Source organism: Pseudomonas sp. EL_65y_Pfl2_R96 (genome assembly GCF_963970905.1).
GTDB lineage: Bacteria > Pseudomonadota > Gammaproteobacteria > Pseudomonadales > Pseudomonadaceae > Aquipseudomonas.
Genome location: NZ_CAXAQH010000003.1, coordinates 138,694 through 155,593 on the forward strand (window position 1 = coordinate 138,694; position 16,900 = coordinate 155,593).

A 16,900-nucleotide genomic window follows, 5' to 3' on the forward strand; every position below is an offset into this window, starting at 1 on the left:
TGATGGCCTGAGTGTCGTTGCACGTCGCTCATGTGGCGGCGGATGGCGCGGGTTTCACGGACGTCAAATATTGCACGAAGGCATCCGGCTCCACGGCTTTGCTGAAGTAGTAACCCTGGCCTTCCTCACACTGGAGGGCCTTGAGGAAATTCAGTTGTTCGAGGGTTTCCACCCCTTCGGCAATGACGGTCAGTTTCAGGCTCTTGCCCAGGCTGATGATGGCGCTGACCAGGGCCGCGTCGTTGCTGTCACGGCTCAGGCCACGAATGAACGACTGGTCGATTTTCAGCACATCGATGGGAAACCGTTGCAAATAACTCAGGCTGGAATACCCGGTGCCGAAGTCATCGATGGCCAGCCGCACGCCCAATGCCTTGAGCCGGTTCAGCGCGACCATGGTGGCCTCGACGTTTTGCATCAAAACGCCTTCGGTGATTTCCAGCTCCAGCAAGGCCGGTTCCATACCGGTTTGCTTGAGTATCTGTTCGATGCCTTCGACAAAATCCCGCTGACGGAAATCGATGGCCGACACGTTCACCGACATAGAAATCTTCGGCAGACCGTTCGCTTGCCAGGCGCAGGCTTGCCGACAGGCCTGGGCCAGCACCCATTTGCTCAACGGTACGATCAAGCCGCTGTCTTCGGCCACGCCGATGAAGTCGGTAGGGAAGACCCAGCCTTGCCCCGGTTTTTTCCAGCGGATCAACGCCTCGGCGCCGACCACCTTGCCGCTGCCCAGGTCGAGTTTGGGCTGGTAGTGCAGGACAAATTCGTCCCGTTCCAGCGCCAGGCGAATGCCCGATTCGATGGTCTGCTGTTCCCGGGCGCGCTGGTTCATCTCATCGATGAAAAAGCTGAAATCGTTCGGGCCGCTTTCCTTGACGTTGCGCATGGCGGTTTCGGCTTTCTTGATCAGTGCAATGGCATCGAAACCGTCATCGGGGTAGATGCTGATGCCCAGGCTGGCCGTCACGCTCAGGTCGTGACCGGCGACGTGCTGGGGCGCGCGTATGGCGTTCAAGATTTTTTCGGCGATGCTCTTGGTCTGTTGGGGGTGGTGGATGTCAGCCAGGATCACCACAAATTCATCGGAGCCGTAGCGAAACACCGAGTCGGACGCGCGCACGTTGGCGACCAGGCTTTGCCCGACCCGTTTGAGCATCTCGTCACCGGTGGGATGACCCAACGCATTGTTGATGCGTTTGAAGCGATCGAGTCCCAGAAACATCACCGCCAGTTGTTTGTCATGTCGTCTGGACAGGGCAAGGGACTGGTTCAGCCGGTCACCCAGCAAGGTGCTGTTGGGCAACTCGGTCAACACGTCGTACTGCAACAGGTGAGACACCTTGAGCAGTTCGTGGACCCGGGCTTCGATGGTTTGCTCCAGACTCAGCACTTTCATCGCCGCGTCCTGCGCCATCTGCCATTTCCAGGTCAGGGCGCTGGCCATCTGGCGGATTTCCAGGCTGTCGAAGGGTTTTTTCAGCACCAGTAACTGATCACCGAATTCCAGCCGTTCGGCCATGGCTTCCCAGGTGTAATCGGAGAAGGCGGTGCACAGCGCGATTTGCAGATGAGGATCAGCCTTCCAGAGTCGTTCGATGGTTTCCAGACCGTCCCAGCCTGGCGGCATGCGCATGTCGGTGAACGCCAGGGCATAAGGGCGGCCTTCGGCCAGGGCGCGATTGACCAGTTCGAGCGCTTCCTGGCCCTGGTAGGCGGAGTCGAGCTGGAACGTCGGCCGAGTTGGCTGCTGGCTGCCAAACAGCGCCGCTTCAGTACCGGCCAGAGTTTGTTCATCGTCGGTCTCGGCGCCGAGAATCTTGCGAAAGTCCTGATGGATCGAGGGTGTGTCGTCAATGATCAGGATGCGCCGATTGGCCTGGACGAACGAAGTCTTCATTCCTTGTCCTCCGTGGCACGCCGCGAATCGCCCGGTATTGATCCGGGACCAAGGTTCGCATGCACGATGCTCCCGGCCTTCAGCAACTCGGCGGCTTGCTGGCTGCTGACCGCTTTGCTGAAGTAGTAACCCTGGGCGTTCATCGGTGAGCCGGTGGCCATCAGCGAAGTGCGCTGCTCCTGGGTTTCGACGCCTTCGGCGATGATGCCGATCCCGACGTCGCGGGCGAAATTGATGATGGCCCGCAAGGTGGTGGCGCTGGCCGCGTCGTGAGCGGCGGTGTCGATGAACGCCTGAGCGAGTTTCAGGTGATTGACCTGGTAAGTCTTGAGGTAGTCGAACGAAGAGTATTCGGTGCCGAAGTCGTCGATGGCAATCTTCACCCCCAGTTCACGCAGGCGCGGCAGTACATCGTTGTGGGTCCACTTGGTCTGGGCCAGGGTCGCTTCGGTGACGTCGAAGCGCAGGTCCCATGGGCACAGTTCCCAGCGCGCGGTGGTACGCAGTACGTCGTAGATCAGCTCGGGACCACTCTTGAGCTGAGCCAGGGACAGTTTTATCGCCACCACCGGTGGCGCCATGCCTTCGTCTCGCCACTGGCGCATTTGCCGGCAGGCGTGATCCAGCACCCAGTGACCGAGGGCGACGATGGTGCCGGTCTTTTCCGCCGCAGGCAGAAACGCCGGGGCTTCCAGCAAACCGCGCAGGGGGTGATTCCAGCTGACCTGGGCTTCCATCCCGAGGATCTTGCCACTGCTCAAGTCCACTTCCGGCCAGTAACTGAGTTCGAGTTGGTTGTGTTCGATGGCCGTTTTCAAGTCGTTGGCGATGGTCATGCGCTCGACCACTTCCTGATTGATCTCCTCGGAGTGAAAGTGGTACTGGTTGCGGCCCTTTTCCTTGGAGCGGTACAGCGCCATGTCGGCTTGGGTCAACAGGCTGTCGGCGCTGAGGCTGATCGGGGCGTAGCTGCTGATACCGATGCTGACCGAGACCCGCACATCATTGCCGGCCAGGGAGTAGGGCAGCACCAACGCATCACGGACCTTGGCGGCCAGGGCCGCGGAGTGGGTCGGATCGCTGACGTCCAGTTGCAGTATCGCGAACTCGTCGCCACCCAGGCGGGCGACCACGTCGTTTTCCCGCACGCAGCCTTTTATGCGTCGGGCGACCTCCTGCAATAACAGGTCGCCCACCGGGTGACCGAGGGTATCGTTGATGCGTTTGAAGTGATCCAGATCCAGGTAAAACATGGCGAACGGTGTGGCCCCGCGCCGGGCGGCGGCGAACGCCTGGTGCAGCCGCTCGATCAGCGTTGCGCGGTTGGCCAGCCCTGTCAGCCCGTCGGTACGGGCCAGCAGGGCGATTTTTTCCTCGGCCTGTTTGCGTTCGGTGATGTCGATGATGATGCCTTCGACTTCCAGCAAGCGGCCTTCATCGTCGCGCACCGGGATATAGCGGTTTTCGACCCAGCGCCAGTCACCGTCGCCGGTGCGCATCCGGAATTCGATGGAAGCACCCGCCGCATGGCGATCCAGCACCCGGGCCATGGCCGTGTCGACTTTCTCTTGATCGTCGGGGTGGATCAGCTCCTGAGCCCAGTTGGACGAAGCCACCAGGGCCGCCGCGACGTGGCCGTATTTGGTGATGTTGTGGGAGATGTACATCAGCGGAAACGACGGCTCACCCCGTAGTCGATACAGAATGGTCGGGCTGTTCTGCACGATGATGTTGGCGTCGGACAGCTCCCGGGTGCGCTCTTCGACCGCTTGCTCAAGCAAGGACATCTTCAGCGCCGCGTCTTCGGTCATTTGCCACTTGGCAGTCAATGCACTGGCCATCTGACGGATTTCGATGGCATCGAAGGGCTTTTTCAGGATCAGCAGGCGGTCGCCCAACTCCAGGCGCTCGTCGATATCTTCCCAGGAATAGTCGGAATACGCGGTGCAGAGCGCCACTTGCAGCTTGGGATCGACCTGCCACAGGCGCTCGATGGTTTCCAGGCCGTCCCAGCCCGGCGGCATGCGCATGTCGATGAAGGCCATCGAGTAGGGAGAGTCATTCGCCAGCGCGGTCTCGACCTTGTCCAGCGCTTCGCGGCCCTGAAACGCGGAATCGATGATGAAACCTTGCGGCGATACCGACACAGCGGTTCCGAACAGGGCGTTTTCGGCGCTGGCCAGGCTGTCGTCTTCGTTCGATGGCGGGCTGAGAATCTTGGCAAAGTCCTCATGAATCGACGCGGTGTCGTCGACGATGAGAATCCGACGATTAGCCCGCGCAAGCAGCGTATTCACTGACATGCGCCTGGACCGACAGCAGTTTGGTGCAGTGAGCTCATAGAGGGTATCCCTTCCCTGATCGCTGGACGGAGCGGGCATCGTTTGGATCCGAGTGATCTGAGCATAGTCGCCAGGTCAGAAATTCGCCCGGTTGCCCGAAACGAATCATTTCCGGGGTCGGTCTGAAAATCATCTAGCCTGTAGGTCAGGCTAGGGAAAGTCAGAGGACGTTTGCCCGCGCCCGACATAAAGAGGCTGGTTTCACCTGAGGTAATGCCATGGAAGAGCAACTCCCCACGACTGTGACCGATAAACCCACGTTACTGCTGGTCGACGATGAGGAGTCGATTCTCAACAGCCTGCGCCGCCTGCTGCGCGGCCAGCCCTACGAGGTGCTGCTGGCCACCAGCGGCGCCCAGGCCCTGGAAATCATGGCGCAGCGGCCGGTTGACCTGGTGATGAGTGACACGCGCATGCCCAATATGGACGGCGCCACGCTGCTGGCCCACGTGCATCAGCGCTACCCCGACACCCTCCGGATCATGCTGACCGGTTATGCCGAGCCCGCGGCCATTATCAAAGCCATCAATGAAGGTCAGATCCATCGTTACATCAGCAAGCCCTGGCACGATGAGGAAATGCTGCTGACGTTGCGACAATCACTCGCCTATCAGCACTCCGAGCGTGAACGGGTGCGCCTGGTGCAGGAGACGTGGGATCAGAACGAGCGATTGAAGCAGCTCAACACCACCCTGGAAAAACACGTCGCGGCCCGCACCAGCGAGCTGCAACAGACCGCCGACATGCTCGACCTGGCCTATGAAGAGCTCAAACGCAGCTATGTCACCGGCACCGAAGTGTTTTCGTTGCTGGCCAACCTGCGCCTGCCGCCCGCCAAGCAGACCAACCGACAGATCATCGAACTGGTGCGGATGTACTGCAAACGCCATGGCCTGGACGAAGGCAGCAGTCGTGACCTGACCATGGCGGCGGCGCTCTACAACATCGGTAAGTTGAGCTGGACCGACAGCATGATGAGTACGCCTTCGGATCTGCTGCATCACAATGACCGCGAGCGCTATCGGGGTTATCCGAAGCAGAGTGAGTCGCTGTTGATGACACTCGATCCGATGAAGGATGCCGCCCGGCTGATCCTGCACCACCAGGAGCGTTGGGACGGCAGCGGTTTTCCTGACCGGCTCAAGGGCGAAGCGATTCCGTTCGGTTCGCGGTTGCTGAAACTGGCGGTGGACTTCATCGAGTTGCAACGCGGGCTGATCCTCGAACGGCAGATGAACAGCGATGAAGCCCTGGTGTATATCCGTCAGTACGCCGGTCGCCTCTACGACCCGGAACTGCTGGAGGATTTCATTCAAGTCTGCGCCGCTTACCTGAGTGACGTGACGCTGGCCGATCCGACGGTCAAGGTGCTGACCACCCGGGATCTGCTGGCGGGCATGATCCTGGCGCGCAACCTGAATGCCGACAACGGCATGCTGCTTCTCAATGCCGGCAAGGTGTTGAACGGGCCACTGGTGGAAAAGCTGATCGCTTTCGAGGCGATGGAGGGTGCCAAGTACAGTATTTTCGTGAAAGTGCCGGAGGACGTAGAGGCCGCACTTCTCGAGGTGGGAGAGGTGTTCCAGGCTCAGCACTGATCAACTGTGGGCGCCACACAAGTTCCCACATTTACTGCGCTCGGCAGATGCTTTTTCGGCGTGACGCAGAACCGACACTCGTGTGATCCTTGCGCTTTTTATCCAAGGCCGAGCTTGATCCATGACGCTTTCATCCGTCGCTTCGCCCCGCATCATCCGCATTGCCGCCGCTCTGCTGATCGGCCCCGATGGTCGCACCTTGCTGGTCCGCAAGCGCGGCACCTTGGCGTTCATGCAACCGGGGGGCAAGATCGAGGCCCACGAGCTACCGGTCCACGCTCTTGCCCGTGAGCTGGAAGAGGAACTGGGGCTGGTCATCGATCCGGCGCACGCCGCTTACCTGGGGACATTTTCGGCACCGGCCGCCAACGAGCCGGGTTTTGTCGTACAGGCTGAACTCTTTCAACTGACCATCGATTCGCACGTTTCCCCGGCGGCGGAAATCGAAGAGGTGCGCTGGATCGATCCGGCTACCGACGGCGATATCACCCTGGCGCCATTGACACGGGACCTGATCTTGCCGTTTTATCGAGCCTCACTGATCGAAACCGCCTGATCGTCCAAGGACGGAGGATGCCCATGATTCCGCTTCAAGACTTGCTGATTTTCGCCGCAGCGGCGCTGTTGATGGTACTCACGCCCGGGCCGAACATGATCTATCTGATTTCTCGTTCAATTTGCCAGGGGCGCAAGGCCGGGGTGACTTCGTTGCTGGGCGTGGTCGCGGGATTTCTAGTACACCTGTTCGCTGCCGCAGCGGGTTTGACCGCGGTGTTCATGGCCGTGCCAGTGGCCTACGAAGTGCTGAAGTGGGCGGGTGCGTTGTACCTGCTATGGTTGGCCTGGCAGGCGGTCAAACCAGGTGCGCGGTCGCCGTTCGAGGCGCAGCAGTTGCCGGCGGACTCGTCGCGCAAGCTGATCACCATGGGCTTCCTCACCAGTGCTTTGAACCCGAAAATCGCGGTGTTTTACCTGTCGGTGTTTCCGCAGTTCATTACCCCTGAGCACGGTTCGGTGTTCACCCAGAGCATCATCCTTGGCCTGACCCAGATCAGTGTGAGCTTCAGCGTCAACCTGCTGATCGCGCTGTTCGCCGCGGGCATCGCGTCCTGGTTCGTCAACAACCCGAACTGGCTGGCGATGCAGCGTTACTTCATGGGCTTTGTGCTGTCCGGGCTGGCGGTGCGGTTGATGATTGAGCAGCGGCGAGCGGTCTGAGCATGTGGATTGAACGGCTTGATGCCAGCCACGCCCTGGATTATCGGGCGCTGATGCTTGAAGCCTACGACCAGCATCCTCAGGCGTTCACGTCCAGCGTGCGTGAGCGTGCGGCGATGCCGTTGGGTTGGTGGGAATCGCGCCTGGCCAGCAAGCTGGACGTGGTGCTTGGTGCGTTCGAGGAGGGCAAGTTGGCGGGCATCGTCGGCCTGGCCTTCGAACCCCGGGAAAAGGCCCGGCACAAGGCCACGCTGTTTGGCATGTACGTGACCGGCAAGGTACGCCAGCGTGGGCTCGGTTACCAACTGGTTCAGGCCGCGTTGGCCGAAGCGCAAACCCACCAGGGCCTGAGGCTGATCCAGCTGACCGTCACCGCTGGCAACGAAGCCGCCTTCAGGCTGTATCAGCGCTGTGGATTCGTGCAGTTCGGCCTGGAACCGTTGGCGGTAAGGGTCGGCGAAGACTACTTCGACAAGATCCACATGTGGCGCGAGATCCCCCCAAAACTTGAAGTTTAAGATTTTGTGGCGAGGGAGCTTGCTCCCGCTGGGCTGCGAAGCGACCCCAAAAACTGCAATCGCATGTTTTCAGGCACTCCGTATAGGTTTATCGGTCTTGCTCGCGAAAACGGCAGGTCAGCCAACATCCATGTTGAATATGAAACCGCCTTCGCGCTCCCGCTCCGTTCCGTGTTTCTTCATTGCGAGGTTCAGCGGACGGCGCTAACCCCATCCAGCGTCGAAAACGACGTGTCCTTGGCCGTCAGCAAAAAGTCGCGCATGTACGGCGCATCCAGCATGTCGGCGCGAATCCCGGCGTAGAGCGTTGCGAACAAGCCTTTTTCCCCCAGTCGCTTGGCCTTCACGTAACCCCGTGAGCTGTACTCATGCAACGCCCAATGGGGCATGCCGCATACGCCGCGACCACTGGCCACCAGTTGCATCATCATCACCGTCAGTTCCGAGGTGCGCACCTGGGCCGGTTCGATGTCGGCCGGCTCCAGGAAACGGGTGAAGATGTCCAGCCGATCGCGCTCCACCGGGTAGGTGATCAAGGTTTCCGTGAGCAGATCTTCGGGCACGATGTACGGCTTGCTCGCCAAGCGGTGCTGGTTCGCCACCGCGAGCATGGCTTCATAGGTGAACAGCGGCACATAGGTGATCCCGGCCAGTTCCAGCGGGTCGGAGGTCACCACCAAATCCAGATCGCCACGGGCCAGTGCCGGCAGCGGGGCGAAGGAGAAACCGGAGGCTAGGTCCAGCTCGACTTCCGGCCAGGCATCGCGGAACTGGTCGATGGTCGGCATCAGCCACTGGAAGCAACTGTGGCACTCGATGGCCATGTGCAAACGCCCCGCCGTGCCACCGGCCAGCCGCGCAATGTCACGCTCGGCGCCGCGCAACAACGGCAGAGTGGCGTCGGCCAGTTGCAGCAGGCGCAAGCCGGCACTGGTGAAGCGCACCGGTTTGGTCTTGCGCACGAACAACGGCATGCCCATGCGTTCTTCCAGCTCCTTGAACTGGTGGGACAGCGCCGACTGGGTCAGGTGCAGGCGGTCGGCCGCATCCACCAGGCTGTCGGCTTCGCGCAGGGCATGCAGGGTTTTCAGGTGACGGATTTCAAGCACCGGGGGGGCTCCATGAGGAAAACTTGTGATCAACACGAAAAGGTTGAGTTTGTCTCATGTTGGCTTGGCTGTCGACAATAGGGCCATCTTTTACAGGGAGAATTATCACCATGGCCTTGGCCCACACACTTGGTTTCCCGCGCATCGGCGCAGACCGCGAACTGAAAAAAGCCCTCGAAGCCTACTGGAAGGGCGACCTCGGTCAGGACGCGCTGAAAAGCGTCGGCCGCCAACTGCGCGCCACCCACTGGCAATTGCAGAAAGACGCCGGCATCGACCTGCTGCCCGTGGGCGACTTCGCCTGGTACGACCAGGTGCTGACTCATTCGCTGACCTTCGGTGTGATTCCCGAGCGCTTCGACAGTGCCAAGGACTCGCGTGGCCTGCCGACTCTCGACACCCTGTTCGCCATGGCTCGTGGCGCATCGGCGGCCTGCTGCGGCGGCGAACATGCCAAGGCGCAATACGCCCAGGAACTGACCAAGTGGTTCGACACCAACTATCACTATCTGGTCCCGGAGTTCACCGCTGACCAACCGTTCAAACTGAGCTGGGAGCAGTTGTTCGACGAAGTCGACGAAGCCAAGGCCCTTGGTCACAACGTCAAACCGGTGATCATCGGCCCATTGACTTACCTCTGGCTGGGCAAAGCCAAAGGGGACGACTTCGACAAGCTCGACTTGCTGGAACGCCTGCTGCCGATCTACGGTGAAATCCTCGGCCGCCTCGCAGCCCAAGGCGTGGAATGGGTGCAGATCGACGAGCCGATCCTGACCCTCGACCTGCCACAGGCCTGGAAAAACGCCTTCGAGCGCGCTTATCACATCCTCCAATACTCGCCGCTGAAAAAACTCGTGGCGACCTACTTCAGTGGCCTGGAAGACAACCTCGGTCTGGCGGTCAGCCTGCCGGTGCAAGGCTTGCACATCGACGCCGTGCGCGCCCCGGATCAACTCGGCCAGGTGCTGGATCGTCTGCCGACCTACAAGATTCTCTCTGTAGGTCTGGTCAACGGCCGCAACGTCTGGCGTTGCGAACTGGAGCAAGCCATTGCGCAACTGCAACCGGCGCAGGAACGTTTTGGCGACAACCTGTGGGTCAGCAGTTCTTGCTCGTTGCTGCACAGCCCGGTGGACCTGGATCGCGAAGACAAGCTCGACCCGGAACTGAAAAGCTGGCTGGCCTTCGCTGTACAAAAGTGCGGTGAAATTGCCGTGTTGCGTGATGCCCTGAACGACCCGCAATCACCCAAGGTGCAAGCTGCCCTGGCCCAAAGCCGTGCGATTCAGGCCGGTCGCGCCGAGTCACCGCGTATTCATAAAGCCGAAGTGCAAGCACGCATCGACGCCATCGGTGCGGCGGACAGCCAGCGCCACTCGCCTTTTGCCAAGCGCATCGAGCAACAACGAGCGCGGCTGAAACTGCCGGCCTTCCCGACCACCACCATCGGCTCGTTTCCGCAAACCGGCTCGATCCGTCTGGCGCGGCAAGCCTTCAAGCAAGGCAAACTGTCGGCCAGCGACTACACCGACGCCATGCACAGTGAAATCCGCCACGCCGTGCAAGTTCAGGAACGCTTGGGCCTGGATGTGTTGGTACACGGTGAAGCCGAACGCAACGACATGGTCGAGTACTTCGCCGAGCAACTGGACGGCTACCTGTTCACCCGTTTCGGCTGGGTTCAGAGCTACGGTTCGCGTTGTGTGAAACCGGCGATCATCTATGGCGACCTGAGCCGCCCGAAGGCCATGACCGTCGACTGGATCACGTACGCACAAAGCCTGACCGACAAGGTCATGAAAGGCATGCTCACCGGTCCCGTGACCATGTTGATGTGGTCGTTCCCCCGCGAAGACGTCTCGCGCAAAATCCAGGCGCAGCAGCTGGCCCTGGCGCTGCGTGACGAAGTGGTCGACCTGGAAAGCGCTGGCATCAAGATCGTCCAGATCGACGAAGCCGCGTTCCGCGAAGGGCTGCCGCTGCGTCGGGCGCAATGGCAGGAATACCTCGACTGGGCGGTGGAAGCCTTCCGTTTGAGTGCCTCCGGCGTGCGTGATGAAACCCAGATCCACACCCACATGTGCTACAGCGAATTCAATGACGTGATCCAGTCCATCGCCGCCATGGACGCCGATGTGATCACCATCGAAACCTCGCGTTCGGACATGGAACTGCTGGAGGCCTTCGAAGCCTTCGATTACCCGAACGATATCGGCCCGGGCGTCTATGACATCCACTCGCCACGGGTGCCGGACACGGCCGAGATGGTCAAGTTGATGAGCAAAGCCGTTAAACGGATTCCGGCCGAGCGGTTGTGGGTCAACCCCGATTGCGGGTTGAAGACCCGGGGCTGGCCGGAAACGGAAGCCGCTTTGGTGAACATGGTGGCGGCGGCGCGGCAGTTGCGTAGCCAACTGGCTTAAAGCTCTCGCGCAAAGGGCTGGGGTTGTGGAACCTGTGGGAGCGGGCTTGCTCGCGAAGAGGACGTGTCAGTCGACATCAATGTTGCCTGGCCCACCGCCTTCGCGAGCAAGCCCGCTCCCACATGGATTGCCGGGCGTCAGAGGTTTTCGAAGTGAGCAATTACCGCCGAACGTTTGCCGATATCGGCGTAGGGCAGGGTGGTATCGTCAGCGTGGGTCAGAAACCGGTGCTCAGGCAGCTTCAAGTGGGCTTTCTCGAATTGCCGTACTGCCGGTTTTGCGCTGGAGTAGTGAAAGTGGGCGTACCACAGCAATTCCTCCGGTGTTAGCGTCAGGTCCCAGATTTCGTATTCCTGCATATAGTCGGTGCGGCCGTCCTTGCGTTTGCCGAGGTTTTTGATCGGTTTGGTTCTACGGATCTCCACCGCGTTCTGGTCGATCAGATCCTGGAGCATTCCATCCGTGGGTTTTCTGCTGGTCAGTGACTGCCGGGTACGCATCGCTCGTCCGGTCGTTTTGAGTGCGCCGGCCTTGTCGCGCAGTTGTTGAATGATAGGGTCTTGCGCAGCCATGTTCTGGATGCGATCAGCGCGGCGGGTCAGTTCGTCGGCTTCGCTGACCATCATGTGTTCCAGGTCGACCGGAAGCATGTCCTGCTCGGCATAGGATTGAACCCTGGCGTGGTAGGTCGGTTGGGCATCCAGGCGCATTCGCGCATCGGCCACTAACGCTGGGAGATTCATTTGAGCCGGCGCTGGCGCCGGTTGCGTGTCTGGCGGGTTCAAAAGGCGGAATTTGCCGTTGCTGGCTTGCTCCCAGATTTCCTCGTATCCCCCGCGGCCGGTCGAGACGTATTGGTGCCTCTGGGTCGTCGGTTCCCAGCGCTCAACCCCGATCAGCAATTGATCGTCTTCGGTGGTGAAAACTCTCTGTCTGACCTGCCCTGCAGGTGCCGTTGGGGCAGGCTGTTCGATAATGCCTTTACGGGCACGTTCGGCTATCTTTTCGATCCCGGTCATCAGCGGTTCAACTTCATCCAAGTGGAAGTGTTGCGGGTAGCTGGTGGTCCAGATTTTCATCTCGCGACGAAATTGTGTGTACAGCGTGAGGCAGTCCTGGAGGACCTGATTGCGTTGTGCCCGGGTCGCGCTGACTTCTGGCAGCTTGTATTGCGTGTACAAGGCTCGATCGACTTTGGCGCGAAGATCCTGTGCCTGTCCTAACAGGTAGTACCAGGACACATCGCTGGTGCGGCCATAGCGTTTGATGATTTCCAGCCGTTGGCTGGTTCTCAGATAAAGCAAATTGGCTTCACTGTGTTTGGTGTTCAGCTCGTCGACAAGGGCCGTCATTTGTTCCTTGTCCGATCTCATGCGAATGCGTTCATACCATAGATTGACATCGCCCTTGAGCGCTTCCATCTGATCCAGTTTGCGCACGTACTCCACACGCAATGTGCGGATTTCTTCCAGTATGCTCACACGTTGGGTGAGCGTATTGCTCGGCAAGTTGTCCAGTTCCTGGGTCAGGTCGTCAATCCGTTTCGTCAAGGGGGCGATACTATGTGAAGCGTGAAGTGCGCGGCGCCTGTACCGGTCAGTCAACAGCCAGGCTGTCTTGCTTTGCATCTCGATCAATGCACGTTGTTTGTTGCCACGGGTCAGTGGCTGCAAATCAACCAGTGTCTGGTAACGCCGGGCTGCCAATTCGATATCGCCGACACATGCGGCTTCGGCAGCAGGCATCAGCGCCGGGCGATTCTCAGCCGTGGCGGCGCCGTATTGGTTGATCACGCTATCGCTCTTCACGCCCCGGGTCTCGAGTTGCCGAGCAAGGTCATCGGCCGCTTCGGCCAACTGATGATGACGGCGAAAAGCCTGATCGGCCCACCAGCGCGGCAACCGTTGGCGAAAGGTTTGCGGCCAGATCGGGTTGAGCGCATCGGCCAAGTGCCCGAATACCTGCCCACCACCAAGACCGCCGCCTTCGAAGGTCGTCCCGTGGACGCCGAACCAGGTGTCCCAATGACCCGCTTCATCCAGGGCAATGGGCTGTTTATAGGTAACTTGGCGGGTACCGCGTAAACGCCAGTTGCGTGAGTCGTTGCTTCGTTCGACCTGAAAAATGCGCCCCTGGCGGACAATAAAGTCACCGTCGGCATGGCGGTAGATATTGCGGTAAATGCCATGGGTGGCTGGTTGCAGCCCGGACAGGGAAATCGGTTGTTCATACTCGTAACCGGCGAAGCGTGCGACCACGTGCCGGGCCTGACGCATAGAGGGCGCCTGCAGCGCTGACACACTTCTGGCCAGCGCACGAAGCTGGCGAACACGCGTCAGTGATCGAGCGCCCTTGGACATCACCGAGAATGCCGCCTCACCGGGGAGCAGGTCCATGGCCGCGTCGATCAATGACAACAACACCGATTCGATCTCCGCCAGACCGTCACCCACGTCACCGCGTAAAAAGGCTGCCACCGCTTGATTCGCGGCAGTCCAGGCATCGTAGAGGGCGAAGGCGGTACCGACAAAGGGCAGCAGCCCCAAGGCCATTTTCAGGTAGTTGAACGCGCGCGGGCCTTTCAGGGCATACCGCTCCATATACAACGCATCGTTGGAGCGAGACGTGCCGCGATGGGCTTCGATCAGGCGTCCCATATGGGCATCGAGCAGGTGCGCGGCCAACGATGTGGTCGCCGGCCAGCGTACGCCGACACCGATCATGGCATCGAAGTGTTGGAGCACGGCCTGATTGATGCGGCTTTCATGGGCTCGTACGCTGCCCTCCAAAGCCCGGCCGGCCAGATAGCTGACCCACTTGTCTTGCACGCACAGGTTGAACAGGGCCTTGCGCGCGGCTTCCAGGTTGTCGTAACGGCGCAGGAACTGGTTATCGGGGCTGTCGGGCAGATACAGCAGGGTCATGCCGCTGATCTGTTCTTGAATGAAGGTCACGCCGGATAAGGTGGCGGGGCCTTGATTGGACGTGTCGCTGCCCCCCGCGCTCAGGTAGGCCGGCAGGATTACGATGCGCTTGCGATCGGCGCGCCAGGCTTCAGGGGTATTGGCGTCGATGGCAATGTCCAGGACTTGCAAGTCGTCGTGGCTGATCTGCCTTTGCAGGCGCGCGAATTCACCCTGCAACTTGAGCATCACCCGCCAGGGCTCGATCAGGCATTCACGGCGATGATCCTTCACGAAAACAGGCTCGTCGACCGCCCCCATGAAGGTGTCGCGGATGAGTTTTTCGTAGGCCTTGGGCAGATCCAGTTCCGGCAGGAGTTTTTTCAAGTAGGGAACGGTGATGCCAGCCGTCAGGCGCTGGCGCTCGGTTTCATCTGCCGTGCTGACCTCGACTTTCATGAAACCCAATCGTAGTGAAAGGGGTTCCAGTTGCATCGACGGGGTGTTGTCGATATTAAGCTGGGCCAGTTCTTCGAGTGACATTTTGCTGCGCGTGACACTGGGAACCGGTACGAGCCTGGTGCCCGAATATCCGGGAGCTGGATCGGCTCGTTTTTCCAATTTCACCGAATCGGGTAAATCGAGCTTCACCTCGAAACTGCCCTCGATTGAGAAGTCTTTGCGCAAACGGGCGTGCAAGTGTTTCCGGGTGAAGTCGTCCCGTGGTTCCAGCGCGATTGCCAGGAATTCGTGGCTGCGGCGCATCGATGGGATGAATGTTTCGATCAGAGCCTTGAGCCCTACGCGGTCGTCTGCAGGCAATGTGCTGAGCCAGTCGGGCAGGCTGGAGGCCAGCGTGGCGCTGCGGTCTTGCTCCAGCAGATGTGAGAAGACCAGGCTTCTGGCCGCGTGCACCGGAACCTGCAAGGCGGCGAGGGTTTGTTTGCGCAGGGTTTCCAGTTCGTCGGCATGCTGTGCGCGCTGACGTATGAGGCCTGCCTTTTCTTCGTAGTCAGTGGTCTGTTCGTTCAGGCTGTAATGCAGAGGGTCGGTATCGATTTTTTTCAGTTGCAACGCCAGGATTTTGTCCTGGTCCTGAATCTTGAACACCTGCCGCTCCAGCTCCCGACGGCTGGCGAACCGTTGCAAACCTCCACCGCTGCCTGGCCAATAGAGCAGAAGGCTGTGTGATGAGCTTGGGTCCAGCAGCGTGGCCGGTCGTGTGATGACAAACGGACCGTTGAGCGCTTCGGTCTGGACGGTGATCGTGGCGCCATTTTGCTCGGTCATCGACAACGAGAGGCTGGCTGCGACGATGGCCGCATCGCGATCGGCCGCGGCGGGTGTGTCCAGCACAGCCTTGAGCAGGTTGAACTCATCGCTGTCGAGCTGGTTCTGAGCCAATTGAAGCCTGGCCTCGGCTTGCAGGCCGTCCTTGTGTGCCTGGTAGAGTGCGCTGAATTCGCGGTTGAAGGTCGTCAGGTCCAGGGTTCGCGTCCGGTAAAGCAGGGCGGAGGCGGCCGTGTCAGCGGCTTGTTCAGCTGTCTCCAGGGCCTTGAGTGAGTCTTTGAAATTTCGCTGGCGGTCGGTTTGGCTGTCGTCCTCCAACCATGTTTCGAGTGCGTCGCGCTGTGTGTTCAGCGCAGCTTGACGCTGGGGCCAGGGGATATCGGCATACAGGCTGCCGAATAAGGGTTGTTCATCTGCCTCGGTATCTCCATCGGCGGTTGAGATCCGTTTCTCAAGCATGGGTGGTGAGGCGAAAACGACTCCGTTGCTGCGCTGTCGATCAATCTGGTTGGCCTGGACGAGGGATTGAGCGCCATGCTCCGCCAGCCCGGGTTTATCGCGAGTTCCATTGCGTAAAGCGGTGATCTGCGCCTGCTGCCGAGCAGAAAACAGATCGCTGATGCCCGTGACCAGTGGATCGGTTCTGGCGGTGTATTCAAAGCGGATGTTATCGATGGGCAATCCCATCGAGACGAGTGTTTGTCGAGACAGCCAATCTTGCATGTCGCTGCGTTGATTGAAGGCCTGGATTGCGGTGGGCCGGCAGGGTAGGTACAGCAATTGGCTGACGCTTGCCGGATTTCCCGCGCTGATGACCCACGCGCCTGGGAGTTTGACTTTACGGTCGTTGCTCAACACCAGGGCCAGTTCCTCGGTGTGGATGGGCTGGTTGTTCAGACTCAGGGCCTCGAGGGGCGGATCAATGATCAACAGCAGTGGTTTGAGTTGTTCAGCCGTCACGGTTCGCCGGGCAAATGCCACCTGAGCGGCTGCCTCGATATGGTCACGGTAAAGCTGCACTGCCCGTTCACGTCGCGATACCGGCGTGCCGGGGGCACGCTGATCCCAAAAGGCTCGCCAGCGATCGCTGTGCGCCTGTTCCGGGTTGAGGGTCTTGAGCCGTTCGAGCATTTGCAGCGGTGTCAGGGCCGACAGGGAATGGGGCGGGTTCAGGCCGGTCACTCGACAGCGCTGATCAAGTGTCGTCTCCAACGTCGGGTGTTGCAGGACGAAGGCGCAGGCATCGGTGAAGCTGACAAAACGTTCCGGGTGCTCATCCGTGGCGAAGAAGAGCAAGCCGGCTTGTTGCCCGTCCAGATCCAGCTTCTGTTTCAGCAGTTGGTCCAGGGTGTCTCGCACGCCCGGCGTCGCGGCAAACAGCTCGCGTATGCCTTGGTTGCTCTCGCGCCAGCGTGCCGAGGCATGCAGAAACAGGCTTTCATCAGGGTTGTCCGGTAGGGGGAATGAGGGCGGTATTACGACCGGCGCCGGGTAGGGGAGGTCGGGAAGAAGTCTATCGATCATGGCAACTTGGCTCGGTTGGGGAGCGGTGGATCCACTCCATTCGCGAGCCATTTAAGGAAAATTGCCGGGGGC

9 protein-coding genes are annotated in these 16,900 nt (G+C 60.0%); 5 read left to right on the forward strand and 4 right to left on the reverse strand.

Features of this window, described 5'->3' with window-relative positions; all coding sequences use genetic code 11:
• Positions 1 to 28: 28 nt before the first annotated feature.
• Together AACY49_RS05085 and AACY49_RS05090 are read right to left on the reverse strand one after the other, a co-directional pair.
• Positions 29 to 1,903: a putative bifunctional diguanylate cyclase/phosphodiesterase gene (locus AACY49_RS05085; protein ID WP_339522059.1), complete on the reverse strand. Its 1,875-nt coding sequence runs from the start codon at positions 1,901 to 1,903 to the stop codon at positions 29 to 31.
• On the reverse strand, positions 1,900 to 4,206 hold the full coding sequence (locus AACY49_RS05090; RefSeq protein ID WP_339522061.1) for a GGDEF/EAL domain-containing response regulator: 2,307 nt from the start codon (positions 4,204 to 4,206) through the stop codon (positions 1,900 to 1,902). The genes AACY49_RS05085 and AACY49_RS05090 overlap by 4 nt, the downstream gene beginning before the upstream one ends.
• A gap of 257 nt (positions 4,207 to 4,463) precedes the next feature.
• Between AACY49_RS05090 and AACY49_RS05095 the strand changes: the two genes are divergently transcribed.
• From AACY49_RS05095 to AACY49_RS05110, 4 genes are all read left to right on the forward strand, one after another.
• Entirely contained in the window at positions 4,464 to 5,843 is a 1,380-nt protein-coding gene (locus AACY49_RS05095; protein WP_320393443.1) for an HD domain-containing phosphohydrolase, read from the forward strand.
• Positions 5,844 to 5,964: 121 nt separating this feature from the next.
• Positions 5,965 to 6,399, forward strand: a complete 435-nt coding sequence (locus AACY49_RS05100; RefSeq protein ID WP_339522064.1) for an NUDIX hydrolase — start codon at positions 5,965 to 5,967, stop codon at positions 6,397 to 6,399.
• Between the two features lie 23 nt (positions 6,400 to 6,422).
• Positions 6,423 to 7,061 carry a LysE family translocator gene (locus AACY49_RS05105; RefSeq protein ID WP_258699294.1) on the forward strand — a complete coding sequence of 213 codons (639 nt, stop codon included), beginning with the start codon at positions 6,423 to 6,425 and terminating at the stop codon, positions 7,059 to 7,061.
• A gap of 2 nt (positions 7,062 to 7,063) precedes the next feature.
• Complete coding sequence (locus AACY49_RS05110; RefSeq protein ID WP_258699295.1) at positions 7,064 to 7,579, forward strand: GNAT family N-acetyltransferase; 516 nt, start codon at positions 7,064 to 7,066, stop codon at positions 7,577 to 7,579.
• Positions 7,580 to 7,770: 191 nt separating this feature from the next.
• Here the strand turns inward: AACY49_RS05110 and metR are convergent, their stop codons facing one another.
• The gene (gene metR / locus AACY49_RS05115; RefSeq protein WP_258616935.1) at positions 7,771 to 8,688 is read right to left on the reverse strand and encodes a transcriptional regulator MetR; all 918 of its coding nucleotides are present in this window, start codon (positions 8,686 to 8,688) and stop codon (positions 7,771 to 7,773) included.
• 110 nt (positions 8,689 to 8,798) lie between these two features.
• On the opposite strand from metR, the gene metE reads away from it, so the two are divergent.
• Positions 8,799 to 11,111, forward strand: a complete 2,313-nt coding sequence (gene metE, locus AACY49_RS05120; protein WP_339522074.1) for a 5-methyltetrahydropteroyltriglutamate--homocysteine S-methyltransferase — start codon at positions 8,799 to 8,801, stop codon at positions 11,109 to 11,111.
• A 137-nt stretch (positions 11,112 to 11,248) separates the two neighbouring features.
• Here metE and AACY49_RS05125 read toward each other — a convergent pair whose 3' ends face one another.
• Complete coding sequence (locus AACY49_RS05125) at positions 11,249 to 16,828, reverse strand: dermonecrotic toxin domain-containing protein (RefSeq protein ID WP_339522076.1); 5,580 nt, start codon at positions 16,826 to 16,828, stop codon at positions 11,249 to 11,251.
• Between the last annotated feature and the right edge of the window lie 72 nt (positions 16,829 to 16,900).

Bases quoted from the DNA above. Each gene is read 5' to 3' on its own strand.
- AACY49_RS05100 (WP_339522064.1), top strand. From the start codon at position 5,965: ATGACGCTTTCATCCGTCGCTTCGCCCCGCATCATCCGCATTGCCGCC.
- AACY49_RS05110 (WP_258699295.1), top strand. From the start codon at position 7,064: ATGTGGATTGAACGGCTTGATGCCAGCCACGCCCTGGATTATCGGGCG.
- AACY49_RS05105 (WP_258699294.1), top strand. From the start codon at position 6,423: ATGATTCCGCTTCAAGACTTGCTGATTTTCGCCGCAGCGGCGCTGTTG.
- AACY49_RS05085 (WP_339522059.1), bottom strand. From the start codon at position 1,903: ATGAAGACTTCGTTCGTCCAGGCCAATCGGCGCATCCTGATCATTGAC.
- AACY49_RS05090 (WP_339522061.1), bottom strand. From the start codon at position 4,206: ATGTCAGTGAATACGCTGCTTGCGCGGGCTAATCGTCGGATTCTCATC.
- metE (WP_339522074.1), top strand. From the start codon at position 8,799: ATGGCCTTGGCCCACACACTTGGTTTCCCGCGCATCGGCGCAGACCGC.
- AACY49_RS05095 (WP_320393443.1), top strand. From the start codon at position 4,464: ATGGAAGAGCAACTCCCCACGACTGTGACCGATAAACCCACGTTACTG.
- AACY49_RS05125 (WP_339522076.1), bottom strand. From the start codon at position 16,828: ATGATCGATAGACTTCTTCCCGACCTCCCCTACCCGGCGCCGGTCGTA.